General features: G+C 70.5%; 17 protein-coding genes. 5 read left to right on the top strand and 12 right to left on the bottom strand.

Going from position 1 to position 22,601, the window contains the following annotated elements:
- Positions 1 to 164 precede the first annotated feature (164 nt).
- Positions 165 to 4,559: a putative T7SS-secreted protein gene (locus tag OHB04_RS16180; protein WP_326807692.1), complete on the top strand. Its 4,395-nt coding sequence runs from the start codon at positions 165 to 167 to the stop codon at positions 4,557 to 4,559.
- The gene (locus OHB04_RS16185) at positions 4,556 to 5,287 is read left to right on the top strand and encodes a barstar family protein (protein ID WP_326688397.1); all 732 of its coding nucleotides are present in this window, start codon (positions 4,556 to 4,558) and stop codon (positions 5,285 to 5,287) included. Before OHB04_RS16180 ends, OHB04_RS16185 begins: the two co-directional genes overlap by 4 nt.
- 83 nt (positions 5,288 to 5,370) lie before the next feature.
- Here OHB04_RS16185 and OHB04_RS16190 read toward each other — a convergent pair whose 3' ends face one another.
- Both OHB04_RS16190 and OHB04_RS16195 read right to left on the bottom strand, forming a co-directional pair.
- A complete protein-coding gene (locus tag OHB04_RS16190; protein WP_326688398.1) occupies positions 5,371 to 6,663 on the bottom strand; it encodes a thymidine phosphorylase in 1,293 nt (430 codons plus the stop codon).
- Between the two features lie 78 nt (positions 6,664 to 6,741).
- Positions 6,742 to 7,134, bottom strand: a complete 393-nt coding sequence (locus OHB04_RS16195) for a cytidine deaminase (protein ID WP_326688399.1) — start codon at positions 7,132 to 7,134, stop codon at positions 6,742 to 6,744.
- Positions 7,135 to 7,325: 191 nt separating this feature from the next.
- Here OHB04_RS16195 and OHB04_RS16200 point away from each other — a divergent pair, with 191 nt between their 5' ends.
- The gene (locus OHB04_RS16200) at positions 7,326 to 8,558 is read left to right on the top strand and encodes an RNA-guided endonuclease InsQ/TnpB family protein (RefSeq protein ID WP_326688400.1); all 1,233 of its coding nucleotides are present in this window, start codon (positions 7,326 to 7,328) and stop codon (positions 8,556 to 8,558) included.
- 63 nt (positions 8,559 to 8,621) lie between these two features.
- Here the strand turns inward: OHB04_RS16200 and OHB04_RS16205 are convergent, their stop codons facing one another.
- The 7 genes from OHB04_RS16205 to OHB04_RS16235 form a co-directional block, all read right to left on the bottom strand.
- The gene (locus OHB04_RS16205) at positions 8,622 to 9,923 is read right to left on the bottom strand and encodes an ABC transporter permease (RefSeq protein ID WP_326688401.1); all 1,302 of its coding nucleotides are present in this window, start codon (positions 9,921 to 9,923) and stop codon (positions 8,622 to 8,624) included.
- Positions 9,920 to 11,050 carry an ABC transporter permease gene (locus OHB04_RS16210; RefSeq protein WP_326688402.1) on the bottom strand — a complete coding sequence of 377 codons (1,131 nt, stop codon included), beginning with the start codon at positions 11,048 to 11,050 and terminating at the stop codon, positions 9,920 to 9,922. Before OHB04_RS16210 ends, OHB04_RS16205 begins: the two co-directional genes overlap by 4 nt.
- The gene (locus OHB04_RS16215; RefSeq protein ID WP_442814861.1) at positions 11,047 to 12,711 is read right to left on the bottom strand and encodes an ABC transporter ATP-binding protein; all 1,665 of its coding nucleotides are present in this window, start codon (positions 12,709 to 12,711) and stop codon (positions 11,047 to 11,049) included. Before OHB04_RS16215 ends, OHB04_RS16210 begins: the two co-directional genes overlap by 4 nt.
- 144 nt (positions 12,712 to 12,855) lie before the next feature.
- Positions 12,856 to 13,890, bottom strand: a complete 1,035-nt coding sequence (locus OHB04_RS16220; RefSeq protein WP_326688403.1) for a BMP family lipoprotein — start codon at positions 13,888 to 13,890, stop codon at positions 12,856 to 12,858.
- A gap of 222 nt (positions 13,891 to 14,112) precedes the next feature.
- Positions 14,113 to 15,405, bottom strand: a complete 1,293-nt coding sequence (locus OHB04_RS16225) for an amidohydrolase (protein ID WP_326688404.1) — start codon at positions 15,403 to 15,405, stop codon at positions 14,113 to 14,115.
- A gap of 227 nt (positions 15,406 to 15,632) precedes the next feature.
- Positions 15,633 to 16,310 (bottom strand): YdcF family protein, encoded by a 678-nt coding sequence (locus tag OHB04_RS16230; RefSeq protein WP_326807693.1) that lies wholly within the window; start codon positions 16,308 to 16,310, stop codon positions 15,633 to 15,635.
- A 16-nt stretch (positions 16,311 to 16,326) separates the two neighbouring features.
- On the bottom strand, positions 16,327 to 17,436 hold the full coding sequence (locus tag OHB04_RS16235) for a helix-turn-helix domain-containing protein (protein WP_326688406.1): 1,110 nt from the start codon (positions 17,434 to 17,436) through the stop codon (positions 16,327 to 16,329).
- A 147-nt stretch (positions 17,437 to 17,583) separates the two neighbouring features.
- Between OHB04_RS16235 and OHB04_RS16240 the strand changes: the two genes are divergently transcribed.
- Together OHB04_RS16240 and OHB04_RS16245 are read left to right on the top strand one after the other, a co-directional pair.
- The gene (locus OHB04_RS16240) at positions 17,584 to 17,961 is read left to right on the top strand and encodes a hypothetical protein (RefSeq protein WP_326688407.1); all 378 of its coding nucleotides are present in this window, start codon (positions 17,584 to 17,586) and stop codon (positions 17,959 to 17,961) included.
- An 8-nt stretch (positions 17,962 to 17,969) separates the two neighbouring features.
- Entirely contained in the window at positions 17,970 to 18,407 is a 438-nt protein-coding gene (locus tag OHB04_RS16245; RefSeq protein WP_326688408.1) for an ATP-binding protein, read from the top strand.
- Between the two features lie 248 nt (positions 18,408 to 18,655).
- Here OHB04_RS16245 and OHB04_RS16250 read toward each other — a convergent pair whose 3' ends face one another.
- The 3 genes from OHB04_RS16250 to OHB04_RS16260 form a co-directional block, all read right to left on the bottom strand.
- Positions 18,656 to 19,966, bottom strand: a complete 1,311-nt coding sequence (locus OHB04_RS16250; RefSeq protein WP_326807694.1) for a hypothetical protein — start codon at positions 19,964 to 19,966, stop codon at positions 18,656 to 18,658.
- 102 nt (positions 19,967 to 20,068) lie between these two features.
- On the bottom strand, positions 20,069 to 21,001 hold the full coding sequence (locus OHB04_RS16255; RefSeq protein WP_326692766.1) for an N-acetylneuraminate synthase family protein: 933 nt from the start codon (positions 20,999 to 21,001) through the stop codon (positions 20,069 to 20,071).
- A gap of 175 nt (positions 21,002 to 21,176) precedes the next feature.
- Positions 21,177 to 22,541, bottom strand: a complete 1,365-nt coding sequence (locus OHB04_RS16260; RefSeq protein WP_326807695.1) for an acylneuraminate cytidylyltransferase — start codon at positions 22,539 to 22,541, stop codon at positions 21,177 to 21,179.
- Positions 22,542 to 22,601 lie beyond the last annotated feature (60 nt).

Genomic DNA, 22,601 nt, shown 5'->3' on the forward strand with positions numbered 1-22,601 from the left:
CCACTACTGGTCAGACCCAAGCCTGCTGGTCAGAGCACTCCGATCCGCCCTCGCGGCGAAACCCAACTCCTTGCCCTGCTCCACAGGAGCCCGATTCCTCCCTGGCCTGAAGGACTCTGTCCTCAGCAGAGTCCTTCAGGCCGGGGTTTCCTCGGAGGTATCCGATGACGCAGAAGGACGCGACCGAGGGCGGCACGGTCGAGCGGATACCTCCGCACGCCAAGCCGAGCGAGGTCATCTACGGCTCCCCCTCCAAGATCGACGACCTGGTCATCAAGCTCCTTGCCTACGCGGGTGCGTTCAAGGACGGCAACGCCAAGCTCGATGACCTCTCCCTGCTGGACTGGACGGGCGCCGGCTCGGAAGGCTTCATGGACGCCACCAAGAAGCTGCCCCGTGAGCTGGACTCGGCCCACAGCTACTTCACCTCCGCCGCCAACGCCCTGGACGCCTACGCCGACAAGCTGCGCTCGGTCCACAGACGGCTCAAGCCGATCATCGAGGACGCGGACGCCGCCCGGGCGGCGTCCAAGACGTACTGGGAGGACTACACCGCCTACAGCAAGGCCGTGGACGCCAAGGCGGACCCGCTGCCCAAGCGCCCCCCGGACGACGACCCGGGCATCGCCGCACTGGAATCCTGCTACGCGCGGCTCGACAAGCTGGAGAGCGAACTCGACGGCGTCATCGAAACCTCGAAGCGCAAGCTGGAGAAGGCCGCGGAGAAGGCTCCGGACAAGCCCAAGGGCTGGAAGGGCTGGAAGCAGCACGGCAAGGACTACCTCAGCGGCGCGGGCGAGAGCCTACTGGGCATGTACGAGGGGTTCGATGACCTGGTCAACGGCGGCCCCGGCGGTGCCGGCCTCCAACTGGCGGGAACGGCCGACGGCGCCGCCTACGCCGCCGCGCACCCCAAGGAGTTCGCCAAAGCGGTCACCAACTGGGAGGAATGGCAGCGCAACCCCTCCCGCGCGGCCGGGCAGCTCACCCCCGAACTTCTCCTCGCCCTGGCCTCCGGCGGCGCCGGCGCCCTGCGCAAAGGCGCCTCCGCCGCGAAGAACGCCGCCCAGCGCCTCGCCGGACGAGAAAGGGCCCTGCGTCGCGACGGCAGCGCCCGCGACCGCGTCGACGACGGCCCGGCGAATCCCGACACCTGCAAGGGCGACAAGTGCGAGGCCGGCGACCCGGTAGACGTCACCACCGGCGAGATGCTCATGTCCGCCACCGATGCCGACCTCCCGGGCGCCCTGCCCCTCACGCTGACCCGGGACTTCGTCTCCGGCCACACCTGCGGCGGCTGGTTCGGGCCCACGTGGGCGGGCACTCTCGACCAGCGCCTCGAACTCGACGACCAGGGCGTCGTCTACGTCGCCGACGACGGCATGCTCCTCACCTACCCCGTCCCGCGGCGGGAGGAGCCCACTCTCCCGCGCTCCGGCCCGCGTTGGCCGCTGTGCTGGGACGGCAAGCCCGACGGCACGATGACGATCACCCAGCCGGAGCGGAATCGTACCCTCCACTTCGCGCCGCTGCCGATGGCCGGCCGGGAGCTTCCTCTCCGGGCGATCACCGACCGCACGGGCGAAGGCGACCGCGTCACCTTCACCTACGACGAGCAGGGCACGCCCACCCGGGTCACCCACTCCGGCGGCTACCGCATCGCCGTCGACACCGACCCCGCCCTGCACCGCGTCACCGCCCTGCGCCTCCTGCACGGCGACCAGCAGCAGCACAGCACCAAGCTCATCTCCTACGGCTACGACCAGGCTGGCGACCTCACCGAGGTCATCAACTCCACCGGCCTGCCCCTGCGCTACCGCTACGACGACCAGCACCGCATCACCTCCTGGACCGACCGCAACAACACCTCCTTCGCCTACGTCTACGACCACAGGGGCCGCGTCCTGCGCACCGTCGGCCCGGACGGGATGATGTCCGGCCGCTTCCACTACGACCAGGCAGCCCGCACCACGCGTTACACCAACTCCCTCGGCCGCACGACGGCATACGTCTACAACGAGGCCCGCAAGGTCACCGCCGAGACGGACCCCCTCGGCAACACCACTCACACGGAGTGGGACGAAACAAACCGTCTCCGAACGGCCGTCACCGACCCCCTGGGCCACACCACCCGCTACACCTACGACGACGAGGGTCGGCTCACCGCGGTGGAGGGGCCCGACGGCAGGGTGACCGAGGCCGTCTACGACGACTGGGGCCTCCCCGTGGAGGTCCACGAGGCGAACGGCGCGGTGTGGCGCCACACCTACGACGAGCGCGGGGCGCGGACCTCCACGACCGACCCGTACGAGGCCACGACGCGCTACACCTACGACGCACACGGCCACCTCGCGACGATCTGTGACCCGCTCGGTCACACCACCCAGGTCACCACGGACGCGGCGGGCCTCCCCGCCACCGTCACCGACCCGCTGGGCCACACCACGACCGTCCGCCGCGGACCGCACGGCCACGTGAGCGCCCTCACCGACGCCCTCGGCCGCACCACCCGTCACGGCTGGACCATCGAAGGCAGACCCGCCTGGCGCGAGACCCCGGACGGCGCCCGCGAGGAATGGAAGTGGGACGCCGAAGGCAACCTCGCCCAACACACCGATCAATCCGGCCACACCACCACCTACACCCACTCTCACTTCGACCTGCCCGTCACCCGCACCGACCCCGACGGCGCGAACTACGCCTTCACCTACGACACCGAGCTGCACCTCACCCGGGTCACCAACGCACAGGGCCTTGAATGGCGCTATGAGTACGACGCGGCCGGCCGTCTGACCTCGGAAACGGACTTCAACGGCGCGACCTTCGCGTATGAACGCGACGCGGTCGGCGGGCTGCTCGCCCGGACGAACGCACTGGGCGAAACGCTGCGCTACACGCGGGATGCGGCAGGCCGCATGGTCACTCAGTGTGATGAGTCGACCGGCGAAGAGACGACGTTCACCTACGACGCGGGCGGCGCCCTCGCCCACGCGGCGAACGCGACAGCTCAGTTGACGTGTGAGTACGACCTGTTGGGCCGCTTGCTGGTCGAGACGGTCAACGGCCGCACGACCACGTACGGCTACGACGCGACCGGCAACCGCACCCACCGCACCACCCCCTCCGGCCTGACCTCCACCTGGGCCTACGACCCGGCCGGTCTCCCCGCAACCCTGACCACGGCCGGCCACACCCTCACCTTCGGCCACGACGCGGCAGGCCGCGAGACCCGGCGCGCCCTCGCCGACCTCACTCTCTCCCAGCGCTGGGACGCCGCCGACCGCCTCACCGCCCAGACCCTCACCTCATCGGCCCCCGACCCCCTCCAGCACCGCACCTACACCTACCGCCCCGACGGCCACGTCACCGAGATCCGCGAACTCACCGCCGGCACCCGCCACTACGCCCTCGACCCCGTCGGCCGCGTCACCAAAGTCCAGGCCCACGGCTGGACCGAGACCTACGCCTACGACACCGCCGGCAACCAGTCCCACGCCGAAGCACCGGGCCACCCGTCGCCCGGCGAACGCGAACACCAGGGCACCCTCATCCGCCGCGCCGGCCGCACCACCTACGAACACGACACCGCCGGCCGCCTGACCCGCAAGACCCGCACCCTCCTCAACGGCCGGCTCCGCACCTGGACCTACGCCTGGAACGCCCAGGACCGCCTGACCTCCGTCACCACCCCCACCGGCCAGGCGTGGTATTACACCTACGACCCCCTGGGACGCCGCCTCACCAAGTCCGGCCCCGACGGACCCGCCCTCACCTTCGCGTGGGACGGGACACGCCTCGCCGAGCAGAGCACTCGCGACGGCACGGCGACAACGTGGGACCACGCCCCGGGAACCCACCGCCCCCTGGCCCAGACCGACCGCGAACCGGGCAGCACACGCTTCCACGCGATCCTCACCGACCTCACCGGCACCCCCACCGAACTGGTGGCGCCCTCCGGCGAGGTGGTCCGGCAGCACCGGACCACGCTCTGGGGCACCCCCCTCCCCTCCCCCTCGGGCGCCCTCGACTGCCCCCTCCGCTTCCCCGGCCAGTACGCCGACCCCGAAACCGGCCTGCACTACAACTACTTCCGCTACTACGACCCGGAAACCGCCCGGTTCCTCACCCCGGACCCCCTGGGCCTCGCACCCGCGCCGGACCACCATGCGTACGTGGCGAATCCGCACGCGGAAATCGATCCGCTCGGACTTGCCGGATGCAAGGAAAAACCCAAGCTGAGCGACCGCAATCCCATTCCCAACAAAAAGCTCCGCCACGAATATGAAGAGGTCCTCGCGGGACGGGGCACACAACGCCCCGGCGACGCACCCGACGGGCTGGACTACTATTCGGCGGACAAACTGCCGCCCAAACAGCAGGCGCAGTGGAAGGATTCGGCTATCTACGACGTACCCGGCACACCGCACCGCGTGCTGAAACGCCCGGACGGGTTGATCGGATACGTCTGGAACCACGATTATTCCAAGCCCCGGCTGTTCCCCGCGCCCTGGTACAAAGACGGAGGAGACGTACCCAAGCTTCCCAAGGAGCAGCGTTGAGCACCCAGCACGCCGCGTACGTCCTGCACTCCGAGGATCTGGAAAGCGACCTGTACGCGATCCAGGCGGTGGCGGGTTTCTTCGGGAGCGAGGACGAGCATTCCACCTTCCGCGCAACGCGCTGCGCGCGCTTGACGGAACCTCCGGTCCCCTCCGCCCACGAAGCGCTGGAACTGCGCGTCCTCGACCGGACCGGTCAGCCCGTCGCCGCTTATACCATCGGTGGCGCGGAAATCGCCGAAGAGGCGGAACACGACGGTCTGGTCGACCTCCGCGTCACGGGATATCTGTGGGACACCCCCCGCGCCGGGACGGATGAGATCTGGGCCCTGTGGCGGCAGTCCGGCGGCCTCGGGCGCGGTGCTTGGTCCGGTTTCTCCGAAGAGGGGAGAGAAGCCTGGATCGATGCGGCCAGGCTCTGCTCCGTCTGGCGATTCCCGCACCCCGTGGCGGCGGATTCAACCGGTGAGTTCGAGCTCGACGGCAGCCATGTCACCGACCCCGCGGGCCTCTACTGCGCCCTGGGCGAAGCGTTGAACGGCCCCGGAGGCTACTACGGCGCCTCGTTGGACGCCCTCAAGGACTGCCTGCGCGGTGACTTCGGCCCGGTGGCCCCCTTCACCCTCACCTGGCACCATTCCGCCACGGCCCGTACCCACGTCCCCGAGACCCTGGACAGAGTCCTGCGCGCCCTGCACGCGGCCGGGGTGACGACGCTTCTGCGCTGACCCCCGGGCTTTCCGTACGCGGGTGCCGGCCCGGGGCAAGGCTCAGGGGCGGGAGGATCCGGTTCTCCCGCCCGTGCGGCAGGTTATCGAGGACTGACGGCGTTGCCGATGCGGTCCAGGATCAGGGGGGTCGCCGTGAAGGATTCCGACGGGCCGGTCTCGATGCCGCCCTCCAGCGCCGCCTCCGCGTAGGCGAACGCCTCCGGGGTGTCCGTGTGCAGGGTCAGCAGCGGCGCCCCCGCCGTCACCTGGTCGCCGGGGCGGGCGTGGAGTTCGATGCCCGCGCCCGCCTGGACCGGGTCCTCCTTGCGGGCGCGGCCCGCGCCCAGGCGCCAGGCGGACAGGCCGACGGCGTAGGCGTCCAGGCGGGTCAGGACGCCTGTCGACGGCGCCGGGATCACGTGGCGCTCCCGCGCCCTGGGCAGCTCCGCGTCGGCGTCACCCCCTTGGGCGGTGACCATTTTGCGCCAGGCGTCCATCGCGGAGCCGTCCGCGAGGGCCTTCGCCGGGTCGGCGTCCGGCAGGCCCGCCGCGTCCAGCATTTCGCGGGCGAGGGCGACGGTCAGCTCGACGACGTCCGCCGGGCCGCCGCCCGCCAGGACCTCCACCGACTCGCGGACTTCGAGGGCGTTGCCCGCCGTCAGGCCCAGCGGGGTGTTCATGTCCGTCAGCAGGGCGACGGTCCGTACGCCGTGGTCGGTGCCCAGCTCGACCATCGTCGCCGCCAGTTCCCTGGCATCGGCCACGTTCTTCATGAACGCGCCGGAGCCCGCCTTGACGTCCAGTACGAGCGCGCCCGTGCCCTCGGCGATCTTCTTCGACATGATCGAGGAGGCGATGAGGGGGAGGGATTCCACCGTGCCCGTCACGTCGCGCAGCGCGTACAGCCGCTTGTCGGCGGGGGCCAGGCCGTCGCCCGCCGCGCAGATGACGGAGCCCACGTCGCGCAGGACGCCCATCATCTCCGCGTTGGTCAGCGAGGCGCGCCAGCCGGGGATGGACTCCAGCTTGTCGAGGGTGCCGCCGGTGTGGCCGAGGCCGCGGCCGGAGAGCTGGGGGACGGCCGCGCCGCAGGCGGCCACCAGCGGGGCCAGCGGCAGGGTGATCTTGTCGCCGACGCCGCCGGTGGAGTGCTTGTCGGCGGTGGGGCGCGGCAGCGCGGAGAAGTCCATGCGCTCACCGGAGGCGATCATCGCGGCTGTCCAGCGGGCGATCTCGGTGCGGTTCATGCCGTTGAGGTAGATCGCCATGGCCAGCGCCGACATCTGTTCGTCGGCCACCGCGCCGCGCGTGTAGGCGTCGATGATCCAGTCGATCTGCTCGCCGGTCAGCTCGCTGCGGTCCCGCTTGGCGCGGATGACGGAGATGGCGTCCATGGTGTCTTCCTTTCAGCGGTAGCGCGGGTGCCGCCCAGTGGGGCGGACGTGCGCGCCCGGCGCGACGCCGCGTCGCGTTCAGCGCGGCAGTTGTTCGGGGCCGAACGCCTCGGTGAGCAGTTCGGCCAGCGGGCGTACCCCGGAGGGCGCCTCGATGAGCAGTTCCGGCCCGCCGTGTTCCCACAGCAGCTGGCGGCAGCGCCCGCAGGGGGCGACGACCCGGCCGTCGCCGCCGACGCAGGTGAAGGCCGTCAGCCGGCCGCCGCCGGTGGCGAACAGGGCGGAGACCAGGCCGCATTCGGCGCACAGGCCGAGCCCGTAGGAGGCGTTCTCCACGTTGCAGCCGGTGACGGTGCGCCCGTCGTCGACCAGCGCGGCGGCACCGACCGGGAAGCCCGAGTAGGGCGCGTAGGCCAGGGTGAGGGCCTCTTGTGCCTGGGCCCGCAGGGCCTCCCAGTCGGGCTCGGCCATGTTCACGTTCACCTGATTTCTTCGAGGATGCCCCGTCCTTTAGTGCGGGGAGGAATCGGACTCCTGCCGAGCAGCGTAGGGGAAGCCCGGTCGCCGTCAGGGCAATCCGGCGTGTGTCCCGAGCGGTGGCGAGGCAGCCCATAACGATCGCGAGCTCTCAACTGTCAGTCCTCCCGGCTAGGTTGGTGTTCATGGCGACGCGAGCACAAATGGGCGAGGGTGCCGGGCATGCCCGGTGGACCTTCCGTCTGCGTGTGTCGTCGACCGCGCTTGCCGCGCTGATGGGCGAGTGGGACCGGTGCCGGTGGATCTGGAACGAGTGCTGCGCCAAGTCCAGGCAGACGCATCTGTGGAACAGGCAGCGGCCGGAGGGCGTCGATAAGCAGACGTGCGGCCCGGCGCAGCTGGACAGGATGCTGAGCGAGGCTCGCGCCGCGAACACCTGGCTGCGTGAGGGCAGTTCGGTTGTGCAGCAGCAGTTGATCCGCGACTTCGCCAGGTCCCGCGCCAAGGCCCAGAAGGACATCACCGACCGGCTGCCGGTGCGGCAGCGCGCCGGAATGCCGAAGTACAAGAAGAAGCGCGAAGCGCGGCCGTCCCTGAACTACACCAGGCGCGGCTTCCGTCTCAAGGGCGGCCGTCTGCACCTGGCGGGCGGCATCGTCTTGACGCCTGTGTGGTCGCGGGAGCTTCCGGCTGCCCCGTCCAGCGTGCGTGTCTATCAGGACAGCATCGGTCATTGGTACTGCTCGTTCGTCGTCCCTGCCGAGACTCAGCCGCTCCCTGAGACGGGTGCGGTGATCGGTATCGACTGGGGCGTGAAGGAGACTGCGACCACCACCAGCGAGGACCACGACCTTCCCCACACCCAGCACGGAAAGAAGGCGGCGGCGGGGCTCGCCCGCTACCAGCGGATGATGAAGCGCCGTGAGCCGAAGCGGGGGAAGCCCGGATCGAAGGGATACCGCCGGGCGAGGAAGCTGACGGCGAAGCTGTACAAGAAGACCGCCCGGCAACGCCAGGATATCGGGCGCAAGTGGGCCAAGTCCGTGGTCCGCGACCATGATGCCCTGGCTGTCGAGGACTTCAGGCCGAAATTCCTCGCGAAGTCCACCATGGCCAGGAAGACCGCTGACGCTGCCATCAGCGCGACGAAGACGGCCCTGGTCGAGATGGGCCGCAAGCACGGCAGGGCCGTGCATCTGGTCCACCCCGCGCACACCACGATGGACTGTGCGCAGTGCGGAGCGAGAACCAAGCACGCACTACCACTTTCCGAGAGAACGTATGCCTGCACCGCGTGCGGAGCCGTATCCCCCAGGGACAAGAACTCCGCCCGCGTGATGCTGGTCCGGGCTGGTCTCAACCCGGCTGGTGCTGATCGTGGAAGTCCAGGCGGGGCGCAGCCCCCTCTGGCAGCGTGAGCCAGAAATCCCCACATCAGCCCTGAAGAGTGAGGAACCCCCTCCCTTCAGGGAGGGGAGGATTCAAGTTCCTTCGCCTCTGCGGTAGGTCTTGCCGACCGCACGTGGCGTCCGCAGCCGCTGGGCCGCGAGCGAGAGGACGAGCAGCGTGGTGACGTACGGCGTCATCTCGACGAACTCCAGCGCCACGGTGTCGGTCAGCGCGTACCAGATCACCAGCACCACGGCGATCATGACACTGACGGCGGCCTGGATACGGGCGCCGCGCAGACCGCTGCGCAGCTTCCAGACGGCGAGGGCGACCAGCAACGCGGCCACCAGCAGCAGCATCGCGTGGACGGTGGTGCCGCCGCCGACGACGCGCAGCGCGTCCATGAAGCCGAACAGGCCGGCGCCCATGGCGACCCCGCCGGGCCGCCAGTTGCCGAAGATCATGGTGGCGAGGCCGATGTAGCCCCGGCCGCCGGTCTGGTTCTCCTGGTAGATGTGCACGCCGATGGCGAGGAACGCGCCGCCGAGCCCGGCCAGCGCGCCGGAGACGGTCAAGGCCGCGTACTTGTACTTGTAGACGTTCACACCCAGCGACTCGGCGGCCGTCGGGTTCTCGCCGCACGAGCGCAGCCGCAGCCCGAAGGAAGAGCGCCACAGCACGAAGAAGCTGGCGACGAAGAGGACCACGGTCAGCAGCGTCACCCAGGAGACCTCGTGCACCAGGGCGCGCAGAATGCCCGCCAGGTCGGAGACGAGGAACCAGTGGTGCTTCTCGATGGAGCCGAGCCCGTCGGCGAGCCCGGGGACGGTGAAGGTGGGCATGTCCTCCATGGGCGGGGACTGTTTGTCGTTGCCGCCCGACTGCGCCGCCTCGCTGCCGTCGGCGCCGAACCAGAGCTTGGCGAGGTAGCGGACGAGGCCCAGGGCCAGGATGTTGATGGCGACACCGGAGACGATGTGGTCGACGCCGAAGGTGACGGTGGCCAGCGCGTGCAGCAGCCCGCCGAGGGCGCCGCCCGCGATGCCGGCCAGCACGGCGGCCCACGGTCCGTGCTGCCAGCCGATCCACCCGGCGGCGAAGGTGCCGAGCATCATCATGCCTTCGAGGCCGATGTTGATGACACCGGCCCGCTCGGCCCACAGCCCGCCGAGTCCGGCCAGCCCGATGGGCACGGCGGCGCCGAGCGCGGAGGAGAACTGGTCGCTGTTGCTGAGCTGTTCGTCGCCGGTGACCAGGCGTACGAGGGAGAGCAGCAGCAGCCCGCCGGCGATCAGCAGCAGCACCACGGGGTAGGAGAGCTTGCCCTTGCGTGCGGGGCCGGGCGCGTCGCTCTTGTCGCGCGGGGACGTGGCGGACTCGGTGTCGGTGCTCATGCGGTGGCCCCCGCCTTCTCCTCGGTGCCGGGGCCGCCGGACGCCCGTGCGCTCAGTTCCTCGCCGACCTCACGCTGCTGTCTGCGCAGCACCTGGCGGCGGACGATCTCGTAGGCGATGACGACGCACAGGACGATGATCCCCTGCATGACGCCGATGATCTCCTGCGCGTACTCCTCGAATTCCAGCTGGATGCCGGTGCGCTCCAGGAAGCCCCACAACAGCGCGGCCAGGGCCATGCCGATGGGGTGGTTGCGGCCGAGGAGGGCGATGGCGATGCCGGTGAAGCCGACGCCGGTGGGGAAGTCGGTGCCGTAGCTGAAGGACTTGTTCAGCAGCGTCGGCATGCCGACCAGCCCGGCGACGGCGCCGGAGAGCAGCATGCTGGTGACGACCATCCGCCGGACGCTGACGCCGCTGGCGGCGGCTGCCGACTCGCTGCGGCCCACCGCGCGCAGGTCGAAGCCGAAGCGGGTACGGCCCAGCACGAACCAGTAGGCCAGCCCGATGACGACGGCGATGACGACGGTGCCGTAGATCGGGTCGGGGTTGGTGGGAAGGGTGAAGAAGTGGCTTCCGGCGGGGATGTTGGGCGTGTGGAAGAGGTTGCCGTCCTTGACGGCGAGCCGGTCCTCGGAGAGGAAGTAGCCGATCAGCGAGCCCGCGATGGAGTTCAGCATGATCGTGGTGATGACCTCGCTGACCCCCCGGGTCGTCTTCAGCACGCCCGCGATGCCCGCCCACAGGGCGCCGACCGCCATCGCGGTCAGGATGATCACGGGTATCTGGAGGACGCCGGGCAGCGAGAGCGCCCCGCCGACGACGGCTGCGAAGAACGCGGCGACCCGGTATTGCCCGTCCACGCCGATGTTGAACAGGTTCATGCGGAAGCCGATGGCCACGGCCGCCGCCGACAGGTAGTAGGGGATCGCCTTGTTGATGATCCAGACCTGGCTGTCGCTCTTCGAGCCGAAGTCGATCATGACGTAGAAGGCGTGGAACGGGTCCTTGCCCGTCGCCGCGATCACCGCGGACGACAGCACGAACGCCGCGACCAGTGCCAGCGCCGGCGCCGCGAGCGCCGACAGGACGGTCTGTACGCTGAACTTCCGCTTCAGGCCGCTCACTCGGCGTCCCCCCTCTCGTGGTGCTCCAGGTGACCGCTGGCCCCGCCGGTCATGGCGGTGCCCAGCTCCTCGGGGGTGACCGTCGCCGGATCCGCGTCCGCGACGAGCCGGCCCCGGTACATCACCCGCAGGGTGTCGGACAGCCCGATCAGCTCGTCCAGGTCAGCCGAGATCAGCAGCACGGCGAGGCCCTCGCGGCGCGCCTGGCGTATCTGGTCCCAGATCTGCGCCTGCGCGCCGACGTCCACGCCCCGGGTGGGATGGGCGGCGATCAGGAGCTTGGGACGGTGGCTCATCTCCCGGCCGACGATGAACTTCTGCTGGTTGCCGCCCGACAGGCTGGCGGCGGTCACCTCGATGCCGGGGGTGCGCACGTCGTACTCGTCGACGATGCGCCCGGCGTCGCGCCGGGCGCCCTTGAGGTTGAGCAGCTGCGGCAGACCGGGGATGCCCAGGACGCGGCCCTTGGCATTGGGCTCTTCCGTGGCGTGGCCGAGGATGCGGTTCTCCCACAGCGGGGCCTCCAGCAGCAGCCCGTGCCGGTGGCGGTCCTCGGGGATGTAGCCGATGCCGCTCTCGCGCCGGGTGCGGGTGGGGGCGTGCGAGATGTCCTGGCCGTCGAGGGTGACGGTGCCCCCGGTGGGGTCGCTCATGCCCATGACGGCCTCGACGAGCTCCGCCTGGCCGTTGCCCTCCACCCCGGCGATGCCCAGGACCTCGCCCTTGTGGATGGTGAAGGAGATCCCGTCCAGGACGGCGCGCAGGGCGCCGTCGGTGTCGGTGGCCGACAGGTGCAGCTCGTCCACGCGGAGCATCGGGGTGTCGGTGACGGTCGACTCGCGGGTCTCGGCCGAGGGCAGCTCGCTGCCGACCATCAGCTCGGCCAGCTGCTGTGAAGTCGTCTCCTCCGGCAGGACGGAGGCGACGGTGGTGCCGCGCCGGATGACGGTGATGGCGTCCGCGACGGACAGCACCTCGCCCAGCTTGTGCGAGATGAACAAGACCGTCAGGCCCTCGGCCTTCAGCTCGCGCAGGTTGTCGAAGAGCGCGTCGACCTCCTGCGGCACCAGCACCGCGGTCGGCTCGTCCAGGATCAGCGTGCGGGCGCCCCGGTAGAGGGCCTTGAGGATCTCCACCCGCTGCCGGTCGGCGACGCCCAGCTCCTCGACCAGCACATCGGGGCGTATCCCGAGCTGGTAGGCGTCCGACAGCTCCTTGACGCGCCCGCGGGCGCGGGAGCCGATGCCGTGCAGCTTCTCCGCGCCCAGCACCGTGTTCTCCAACACGGTCAGGTTGTCGGCCAGCATGAAGTGCTGGTGGACCATGCCGATGCCGCGCGCGATGGCGTCGGCCGGGCTGTGCAGGGTGACCTGCTCGCCGTTGATGCTGATGGTGCCCTCGTCCGGCCGCTGCATGCCGTAGAGGATCTTCATCAGCGTCGACTTGCCCGCGCCGTTCTCGCCGACGAGGGCGTGCACGGTCCCGCGCCCCACCGAGATGTCGATGTCGCGGTTGGCGACCACGCCGGGAAACCGTTTGGTGATGCCGCGCAGCTCGACCGCCGTACCGGAACCTTCACCCGGTCCCGGCGGCGCGCTGCCGCTGTCGCTGGACTCGCTGGACACGTGACTGACGTACTCCCTCGTTGAGCACAGATTCATCCCGCCGCCGGGGCGCCTCCCGCCGGCTCGGCCGGGGAGGGCCGCTGGATCGCGGGGTATGCGGAATCCGCCGGCGGCACCCACGGGGCACCGTACGTACCGCGGCGGTACGCCTCGGTACGTACGGTGCGGGCGCCGACAGGCTTACGGCTTGGCGGGAACCTTGATCTTGCCGGAGGTGATGCCCTCCGTGGCCTTGTCGACGTCGCCCTTGACGTCGTCGATGAAGCCGCCGGAGGTCGCGACCGAGACGCCCTTCTCCTTGAGCGAGAAGGTCTGGTTGCCGCTGAGCGGCTTGTCGTCCTTGACGCTCTTGATCAGCTCGTAGACCGCGACGTCGACGTTCTTGACGGCAGAGGTCAAGATCGCGTTCTTGTACTTCTCCAGGCCCTTTTGGCGGTACTGGTCCGAGTCCACGCCGATCGCCCAGGCGCCCTTGGACTTGCTGACCGCCTCGATCGAGCCGGCGCCCGACTGCCCGGCCGACGTGTAGACCACGTCGTTGCCGCGCGCGAGCATGCCCTTGGCCATGTCCTTGGCGCGCGCCGGGTCGTTGAAGCCCTTGTCCGACTCCTTGTACAGGTAGTCGGTCTCGACCTTGATCTTGGGGTTGGTGTCCTTGACGCCCTTGACGTAGCCGGCCTCGAACTTCTGGATGAGGGCGTTGTCCACACCCCCGATGAAGGAGACCTTGTTCTTCTTGGTCTTCTTGGCCGCCGCGACGCCGACGAGGTATGAGGCCTCGTTCTCGGCGAAGGTCATACCGACGACGTTCTTGCCGTGCGACGCCTCGTCCACCACGCCGAAGGTGGTGTCGGGGAACTTCTTGGCCACCTTGTTGATGGACTTGCCGTAGTTGAAGCCGACGCCTATGACGGGGTTGTAGCCGGCCTCGGCGAGCGAGGTGAGCCGCTGTTCGCGGGTCTCCTCGGTCTCGTTGTTGCCGGCGGTCATCTCCTTGGTCTTGACGCCGAGTTCCTTCTCGGCCTTGTCGGTGCCGCGCGCCGCCGCCTCGTTGAAGGAGTGGTCATCCCGGCCGCCGACGTCGAAGGCCAGCCCGACGCCCTTGTTCTTCTTCTTTCCACCGGACTCAGTTGAACTCTCACCGCACGCGGTGGCAGTCACTGCGAGTGCCGCGGTTGCGGTGACCGCGGCAACGAGCTTGGATACCCGACGCAAGAGGACGTTCCCTCCGAGTGTTGGAAGCGCCTCTTCCGGGCGCTGGCTTCGGGCACACATTAACGCGCGTAGATTTCCCGCAGAAGACGGTTCGCATGCCGTTATCGGATCGTCGCGATCGGGGGCACGCAGGCGGCGAGGGCCCGCCCGTGCGGACCGGCCCTCGCCCACGTGAACCGGCCCGTGCGACGGAAACGCCCGCCGCACGGGGACCGGCCGGACTCAGCGCCCCAGCAGGGCCATCGCGGTGAAGAGCTCGACACCCGTCGTGATCGCCGACTCGTCCGCGTCGAAGTCGCCCTGGTGCAGGTCGCGGCTGCGCCGCTCGCCCGGCGGGCGCACCCCCAGGCGGGCCATGGCGCCGGGCACGTGCTCCAGATACCAGGAGAAGTCCTCGCCGCCCAGGCTCTGTTCGGTGCTCTCCACGGCGGCGGCGCCCGCGCGGGCCGCCATCGCCTCCCGCAGCAGCGCCGTCACCGCCGGCTCGTTGACCACAGGCGGCACACCCCGCACATAGTTCAGCTCGCACTTGGCGCGGTGGAGCGCCGCCACCTCGTCGATCGCCGCGTGCACCAGGTCCGGCGCCTCCCGCCACGTCGGCAGGTCCAGGCAGCGCAGCGTCCCCGACAGCTCGGCGCGCTGCGGGATGACGTTGCAGGCGTGCCCCGACTCGATACGGCCCCACGTCAGCGCCAGCCCCGAGCGGGCGTCCACCCGCCGGGCCAGGAGCGCGGGCACCTCCGTGACCAGCTTGGCGGCGGCCGTGACCAGGTCCGTCGTCAGATGGGGGCGTGCGGTGTGCCCGCCGGCGCCCGAGAGCGCCACCTCCAGCCGGTCGCAGGCCGAGGTGATCGGCCCGGCCCGCAGCCCGATGCGGCCCGCGTCCACCTTCGGGTCGCAGTGCAGCCCGACGATCGAGCCGACGCCATCCAGCCCCCCGCAGTCCACCACGTCGGCGGCACCGCCCGGCAGCACCTCCTCGGCCGGCTGGAAGAGCAGCCGCACCGGACGCGGCAGCGCCCCGGCCCGCGCCAGCTCGGCCAGCACCAGCCCGGCGCCCAGGACGACGGTGGTGTGCACGTCGTGCCCGCACGCGTGTGCGCGGTCGGGGACCGTGGAGCGGTAGGGCACGTCCTTGGTGTCCGGGATGGGCAGCGCGTCGATGTCGGCGCGGAGTGCCAGCATGGGCGCCGTCGGTGTGGTGGGGGGTGCCGTGGTGGGCGTGCCCGGCCCTGCGGCGGCTCCGGGACCGGCGAGATCCGGGTGGATGTCGCAGATCAGCCCCGTGCCCAGGGGCAGCACCCGCGGGCGCAGCCCGGCGCGCTCCAGTCTGGCCTTGAGCGCCTTGGTCGTGCGGAACTCCTGATTGCCCAGCTCTGGGTGCATATGGAGGTCACGTCGGAAGGCGATCAGCTCGCGCCGGAGGGGCTCGGTGACACGGCCGGGCAGCTCGGGGAGTACGCCTGCGGTTCCGCGTGCGTCTACCTCCGGTGCAGGGGACAGGAGTTCGTTCATGGTCCGAAGGGTAGGCGCACAACCTCTGCAACTCACTAGAGATCGACCAAAGTTCAGCCCCCCAGGGGAAGAAAAACTAGGCTGGGCGGCGGTTATGTCCGCATGAGGCTGGGTATAAATGCGCGTCTTTCCGCGCCTCGGCTACGCCCTTCCAGGCCCCCGGGTGCCCCTGGGCCGGCACTCGAATCCGGCCCTCTCCCCCGTCTCCCCCCTCCCCCGCTGGTTGGTCAGGGCGTGATGAGGCGGCTGGTGAAGCCTGCGGTGAGGAGATCCTCGTAGGCGGCACGCACGTCCTCCGGGACGTCCTGCTCGATGGCGAATCCGAGCTTCGGATACTCGATCACCCGCTGGAGGTCACCGACGAGCATGTCCAGGACGAGTCTCTCGTCGCCGATGCTCTTGACGTAGTCGTCCAGCTCCAAGGGCTCCGAAGCACAGCGCACGTCGACCTCGGGCCACAGCTTGCGGGCGGTGGCGTAGGAACGACGTTCCATGTAGGGCTTGGAGACCAGCAACACCGAAGCCGGGGAGATCCCGGCGTCGGCGAGGACCTGACGGGAGTACGTGATGTTGTGCCCGGTGTTGCCGGCGCGAGGCTCCAAGAGGATCGCCTTGTCAGGCACGCTGAGGGTGAGAGCGTGCTCCCTGTAGTGGACGGCCTCACCACGCGGAAAGCGGGCCGCGGTGGTGGGGCTGTTGCCACCCGTGAAGACGAGGGCGGGGAAGAGCCCGGCTCGGTACAGCTCGGCGGTCGTGGTTGCCACGCCGAGGTCGTGACTGCCGAGCCCGATCGCCACGTCCGCCGGCCGAAGTTCGTGACGCATCTGGTGGTAGTCCCAGATCAGCCGGGCGTTCGCCCACTGCCCGTCCGTCACGGCCTGCCGAATGTCCGTCGGTCCCGTCACTGGCGTCTCTCCCTGGTCAGTGTCGCCCGAGGCTCGTCGCCCCACCGCTCGTGGCGTGCCTGCTCCTGATGTTCTCGATGCTGCGACGCTGGTGGCTGAGGCCGTGCTCAACGGCCGCCTTCGCTGCCTTGTCGAGAGCGTCAAGCCCATCATCCAGGGTGTCCGGGTCGGACAGCAGGATGTGACCGTGGGCGGTGTCCAGACGAACACGTTGCATGGGTGAGTCCGCGGTACCGGTCGTGCGGGCGATGTCGATGTAGTGCAAGGCGGCGGTCAGGTCACCTGCCCCTCGGTGGGCAAGGGCGAGCTTCTGATGGGCCACGGACCAGTCCTCCGGCTCGGCGAGGTCCTCGAACTCGCGCACGGCCGCCAGCATGACGCGTGCTGCGTAGTCATGGTTGCCCTCCTTGCTCAGCGCCGTACCCACCCACAGCCGAGCCCGCGCACGGTCGCGTCGGGAGAGCCGGTCGTCAACGGCGAGGGACTCGTACTGCTGTGCGGCGAAGTCCAACTGGTCGGACATCTCCGTGACGACGGCCAGGGAGAGGTCCAGTTGAGCTACGCGTCGGGGGACATCGAGCTGGGCGAAGACGGCCCGGGCGTCGTGGTAGGAACGTCGCGCCGACAGAGGGCCCAGGACGGCACCTTGGTCCCTTTGCACGTCTCCCAGCAGGGCGGTCGCACGCGCGTAGAGGTAAAGGCCCTTGTCATCCAGCCCAGCCGGCGGGTAGCGGGCCAGCCAGCGGCGCAGCAGATCCTCAGCAAAGGCAAAGTTCTGCCGGGACAAGGCGACGCCGGATCGGTCGAGATCGTCGGTCCAGGATTCGTACTCCCACGCACGGGGCCCGCTGATGGTGGCCCGCGGGACGGAGCCGGCACCAGACCTTCCCGTCTCGGAGAGGTTGGTCTCGAAGCGAAGGTGGACAGCCGCGTCCGCCCGGGCGAGCGCGGTGTCGAGGATGGCCTGGGTGTCCTGCCTCGGCTCGGTGGAGGAGAGGAGCTTCTCCCACTTCGAGATCGTCCGGACACCTACGCCGAGATGAGCCGCGAAGGTCCGGACGCTCATCCGCAGGGCGAGCCGCAGCGCCCTGGCTTCCAGGCCGGTCCAGTGGTGCACGGTCGCCACGGAGCCCTCCCTTCCTGCCGTCATGCAAGCACGCCAACCGGGGCAGGGGGACGAAAGTGCCACGGAAGTGCAACAAGCGGTCATTGGAACGGCCCGCTTCCCGCGACAAGCTCGACGGACCAACTACCGCTCCCCGGATGGTCCGCGATGGAACCCATAACCGAACTCCGCCCGGTCAACGGACCGGTCGTCTACGGCTACCTACGCCTTCCCCGTGCCTCCGGCGCCCGACGCGAGGCACTGGCCACGGCACTGGCCGAGTACTGCCGACAGCACGAACTCTCCCTCTCCGGTCTGTTCACCGAGCGCGGTGACTGGGGGAGGGCGACTCCGGCGTTCGCGGGCCTGCTTGATGTTCTCGGACTGCCGGACGTTTACGGCGTGGTCCTGCCGGCCGCCTCTCACCTCGGGCCTCGCGGCACCGCGACGGACCGCCGACGACGGATCGAGGGGGCCGGTGCGCGTCTGCTGCTGGTCCGACGTAACCGCAGCTGCCGGACGCCGATTCCCGGCTCGCAGAAGTGAGGTGTGCCATGACGGACGAGTTGCAAAAGTACTTCGCCGCCGAGCGACGTGCGGTCGGCCGGGCCCGTGAGTTCGTGATCACCTCGCTGGAGAGGTGGGGGATCACTGGTGAGCCGGCCGAGGACATCCGGCTCTGCGCCTCGGAACTGGCCTCCAACGCCCTGGTCCACGGCACTCGCGGCGGCCACGGCTTTCTGGTGCGCCTCTGCGCCGACGAGGACTCCGTGCGCCTTGAGGTCCACGACAGCCGCGACGTCTCGCCCGATCGGCTCCCCCACGTGCGGGAAGCCACCGACACGGACACCGCCGGGCGCGGGTTGAGCCTCGTCGACACGCTCGCCGACGACTGGGGCCTTGATGAGCGTTCCCCGTACGGGAAGGTCGTGTGGTCCCGCTTCAAGGCTGTGCCGACTCCCCAGCCTGCCTGCCCCCTCGAAATCGCCTGAGAAGGAGAAAGGAGGGCCGGAGCACCAGCACGTCGACTTCCGCTTCCTCTTCCGCACGGAGACCGCCGACATCGGCGCGCTCCGGACCGAGGAGGTCACGGACGCGGCGTGGCTGCGGGTCGATGCCCTCGCGTCGCGAGAGCTGGGTCGAAGGGTGTCGAGCGCGCTGCGCCGAATCGGGCACCGCGCCGTTGGGCCATGGCGGTCATGTGCCTGGCCGGGGCTCCGGAGTTCCGGGGCTCCCCGGCTCAGGCCTGGGCCTCGCGGCCCGGCGTGGACGGCAGCGCCGACGGGAGCCTGCGCACCCCCCGGGCCGACCCCGTGACCCCCGCGAGGAAACCCTCGGCGCGAGGCGACGCGGTGTGCGTCAGCCACGCCGGATCGACATCGCACACGGCCACCGTCACGGCGGTGCCGGCCAGCGCCAGCGGAAGGGTGTGGACCACGGTGGAGGGGAAGCTGAGGATCGTACGGCCGACCGGGCCGCGCCGGGCGACCAGCTCCAGCGGCAGGTCCGGGCGGACGATCTCCAGGCCGGTGGCGGCGCTCACCTGCTGGAGCTTCTCGCTGCTCTCGCGCCGGTGGGCGAAGTAGCGGGTGGCGCCGTAGGCACGGGCCAGCGAGGCGACAGCCTCCAGATAGCGCTCCGTGTCCACGACCCCGGTCTCCACGAGGGACGTGCCGACCAGGTCGGCGCCCTTGGTCAGCCGGGGCGGGCCGAACCGGGCCCGGGTCCAGGCGAACTCGTTCGCGGTCACCGTCACGTTCTCGGGGGCCTCCACCGGCATCGAGCTGAAGACCTCCATCGGACGCGAACCGTCCGGCCTGGGCGTCAGCCGGCGCCGGGCGCGGCGCGAGACCGGCGCGAAGAGCAGCCCCCGCGCCCCACCGCGCGCACCACGCCGGTGCCAGCGCACGAAGCGCTCGCCCCGGGCCAGCTGGGAGACGAACTCCATGGTGGCGGTGCCGTCGTCCACCACAGTGATACGCCGCTCCGCGCGGGCGGGCGTGAGAGCGAGCAGAAGCTGCACGTAGCGCGAGAACGGGTCACCGATCACGAGCGTGCCGGCCCGTCTGAGCCTGCGGCTGAGGGACAGCAGCCCGCCGAGCACCCCCACCATCCCGTCCCGCGCCTCCTGCCAGCGCACGGTGACGCCCTCGTCGCGGGCCAGCTCGGCCATGCGGCGCAGCTGGCCGCGGGTCATGGGGTCGGTCGGCGGCAGGACGACGAGGGTGAGGGGGGTGGCGGTGCTGGGCGCGGGGTGGTTGTGCGCCCATTCGAGGACGTTGAGGAGCTGGACGGGGCTCTCGACGAACGCGAGGGCCCCGTCCAGTGCGCTGCCGCCCTGGACGGGCGGGGCTCCGTCGGGGGCCGGTTCGGGTGAACCGGTCTCGGGAACCGGCTGCCGGGGGACTCCGTGGGCAGCCGGTCCGGCCGGTCGGCCGCCCCCGGAATCCCGGCGGCCGTCCTCGAAGTCGGGGCGGCCGTCCTCGAAGTCGGGGCGGCCGTCCTCGAAGTCGGGGAGGGGCGGGGCCCCTCCGGAGGCCGGCCCGATCATGGAATCGGGCCGGAGGGCTCCGGAGGCTCCTCGAGGGGAGCGTCTACGGGACATCGGCGCACACGCTCCGTTTCGTTCCGCTGTCCTTGCGCTGCCGTCGCCTCAGACCGCGACCGGCTCGCGGGTCTCGGCCTCCTCGGCGACAACTCCCTTGACCCGGCGCAGCTTGCGCATGGGCTGGAGCTCGCTGTCGTAGACCTTCTTCACACCGTCGCCGAGGGACTCCTCGATGGTGCGGATGTCGCGCACCAGCCGCTGGAGGCCCTGCGGCTCCACGGAGGCGGCCTGGTCGGAGCCCCACATGGCGCGGTCGAGGGTGATGTGCCGCTCGACGAAGACCGCGCCGAGGGCGACGGCGGCGAGGGTCGTCTGGAGGCCGGTCTCGTGGCCGCTGTAGCCGATCGGGACGTTGGGGAACTCCTCCTGGAGGGTGTGGATGACCCGCAGGTTCAGCTCCTCGGCCTTGGCCGGGTAGGTGGAGGTGGCGTGGCAGAGCAGGATGTTCTCGCTGCCCAGGACCTCCACCGCGTGCCGGATCTGCTTCGGGGTGGACATACCGGTGGACAGGATGACGGTGCGGCCGGTCCCGCGGAGGGCGCGCAGGAGTTCGTCGTCCGTGAGGGAGGCGGAGGCCACCTTGTGCGCGGGGACGTCGAACTTCTCCAGGAAGGCGATGGACTCCACGTCCCACGGGGAGGCGAACCAGTCGATGCCGCGCAGGGCGCAGTGGTCGCTGATGGCGCGGTAGTCGTCCTCGTCGAACTCGACGCGGTGGCGGTAGTCGATGTACGTCATCCGGCCCCAGGGAGTGTCGCGCTCCAGGTCCCACTGGTCGCGGGGGGTGCAGATCTCGGGGGTGCGCTTTTGGAACTTGACGGCGTCGCAGCCCGCTTCGGCGGCGGCGTCGATGAGCGCGAAGGCGTTGTCGAGGTCGCCGTTGTGGTTGATGCCGATCTCGCCGGTGACGTAGACGGGCTGGCCGGGGCCGGCGGTCTTGGAGCCGAGGGCGCGGAGGCGGGCGGTGCTGTTCTTCATCATTTCTGAGGGTTTCTTTCTTGAGTCGTTGCTAAGGGCGTTGCGGGTTGGGGGGGAAGGGGTCGGGTGTGTGGTGGGGGTAGGTTCTTTGCAGGTCAGGAGGCGGCGGGGGTGGGCGCCGGGCTCCGGGCGGGGGCCTCGCGGGGCGGGGCTCGGGGGCGGGCTCGCGTCTTCTTCAGAGGGTGGGCCCCACGAGCCAGCCCGCGATCTCCCGCACCGCCCCCGCCCCACCCCCCCGGGTCGTGACGGCCCGGGCCGCGGCCCGCACCACGTCGTGCGCGTCGGCGACCGCCACGGGCCAGCCCGCGAGCGCGAAGCACGGCAGGTCGTTGGCGTCGTTCCCCGCGTAGAGCACGCGTTCGGGCGCGATGCCCTGTTCCTCGCACCACTGCTTGAGTGCGAGGTCCTTCCGGTCGATGCCGTGCAGCACGGGCAGCTTCAGCTTCGCCGCGCGCTGCGCCACGACCGGGTTCCGCTCCGTGGACAGGATCAGCACCTCCAGCCCGGCGCGGCGCAGCGCCGCGATGCCGAGCCCGTCGCCGCGGTGCACGGCGACCGTCTCCCGTCCGTCGGAGTCGACGTACACCCTGTCGTCGGTCTGGGTGCCGTCGAAGTCCAGTACGACCGCGTCCACGTCCTCCCGCGTCGGCAGGGCCGAGAGGCCCTCGCGCCCCGCGTCCAGCACCGGCGCCAGCGCGCGTGCGCGCGCCAGGTCGTGCGGGTCGTCGACCTCCAGCACGCGCGAGGGGTCGGTGCGCACCAGCGCGGTACGGCCGAAGAACCGGTGACCCGCCTCACGGAATCCCATGGCGTCCATGGCGTAGGCGGCTCCGGTCTCCAGCAGGTCCTGGGGCCGGTCCTGGCGCCGGGGCCTTACGGAACGGTCGTGGTTGATGCCGTACGCGCTCCCCTTGGCGCCCCCGCTCCCGTCACGGCCGCCGGCCGCCTCGTCACGGCCCGCGCCCCCGGCACGGCCCGCGCTCTCTTCACCACCGGCGGCCAGGTCACCGCCGGCGGCCAGGCCACCGCCACTGGCCAGGCCACCACCGGCAGCGCCCTCCCCGCCCAGGGCACCACCGGCAGCGGCGTCCCCCTCCCGCCAGACGAAGCCGTGGAACGGGGCCACCGTCAGCGCGCTGTCCGCGCCGTCCTCGACGACGGCCGCCGTGACGGCTTCCACGTCCTCGCGGACGAGGAACGGGCTGGTGCACTGCACCAGCAACACCGTGTGCAGCGGCCTGCGGTGGCGTGCCTCGTACGTGTCCATGGCGTGCAGGACGGCGGCCTCGCTGGTGGCCAGGTCGCCCGCGATCTCGGCGGGCCGCTCGACCACCTCGGCGCCGGCCGAGCGGGCGGCCTCGGCGATGGCGGAGTCGTCCGTGGAGACGACGACGTCGGTCACGTTCCGCGCGGCCAGGCACTCGCGCGCCGCGCGGGCGACGAGCGGGACCCCGGCGACGGGCGCGAGGTTCTTGGCGGCCACGCCCTTCGACCCGCCCCGGGCGGGGATCACCGCGAGGACACGGGGAGTAGGGGACATGCTGACTCCTGAGTGTGGCTGTGGCTCGGGGTGGGACTCGGACTGGGAACCGGACCGGGC

The organism is Streptomyces sp. NBC_01775, from assembly GCF_035917675.1.
GTDB lineage: Bacteria > Actinomycetota > Actinomycetes > Streptomycetales > Streptomycetaceae > Streptomyces.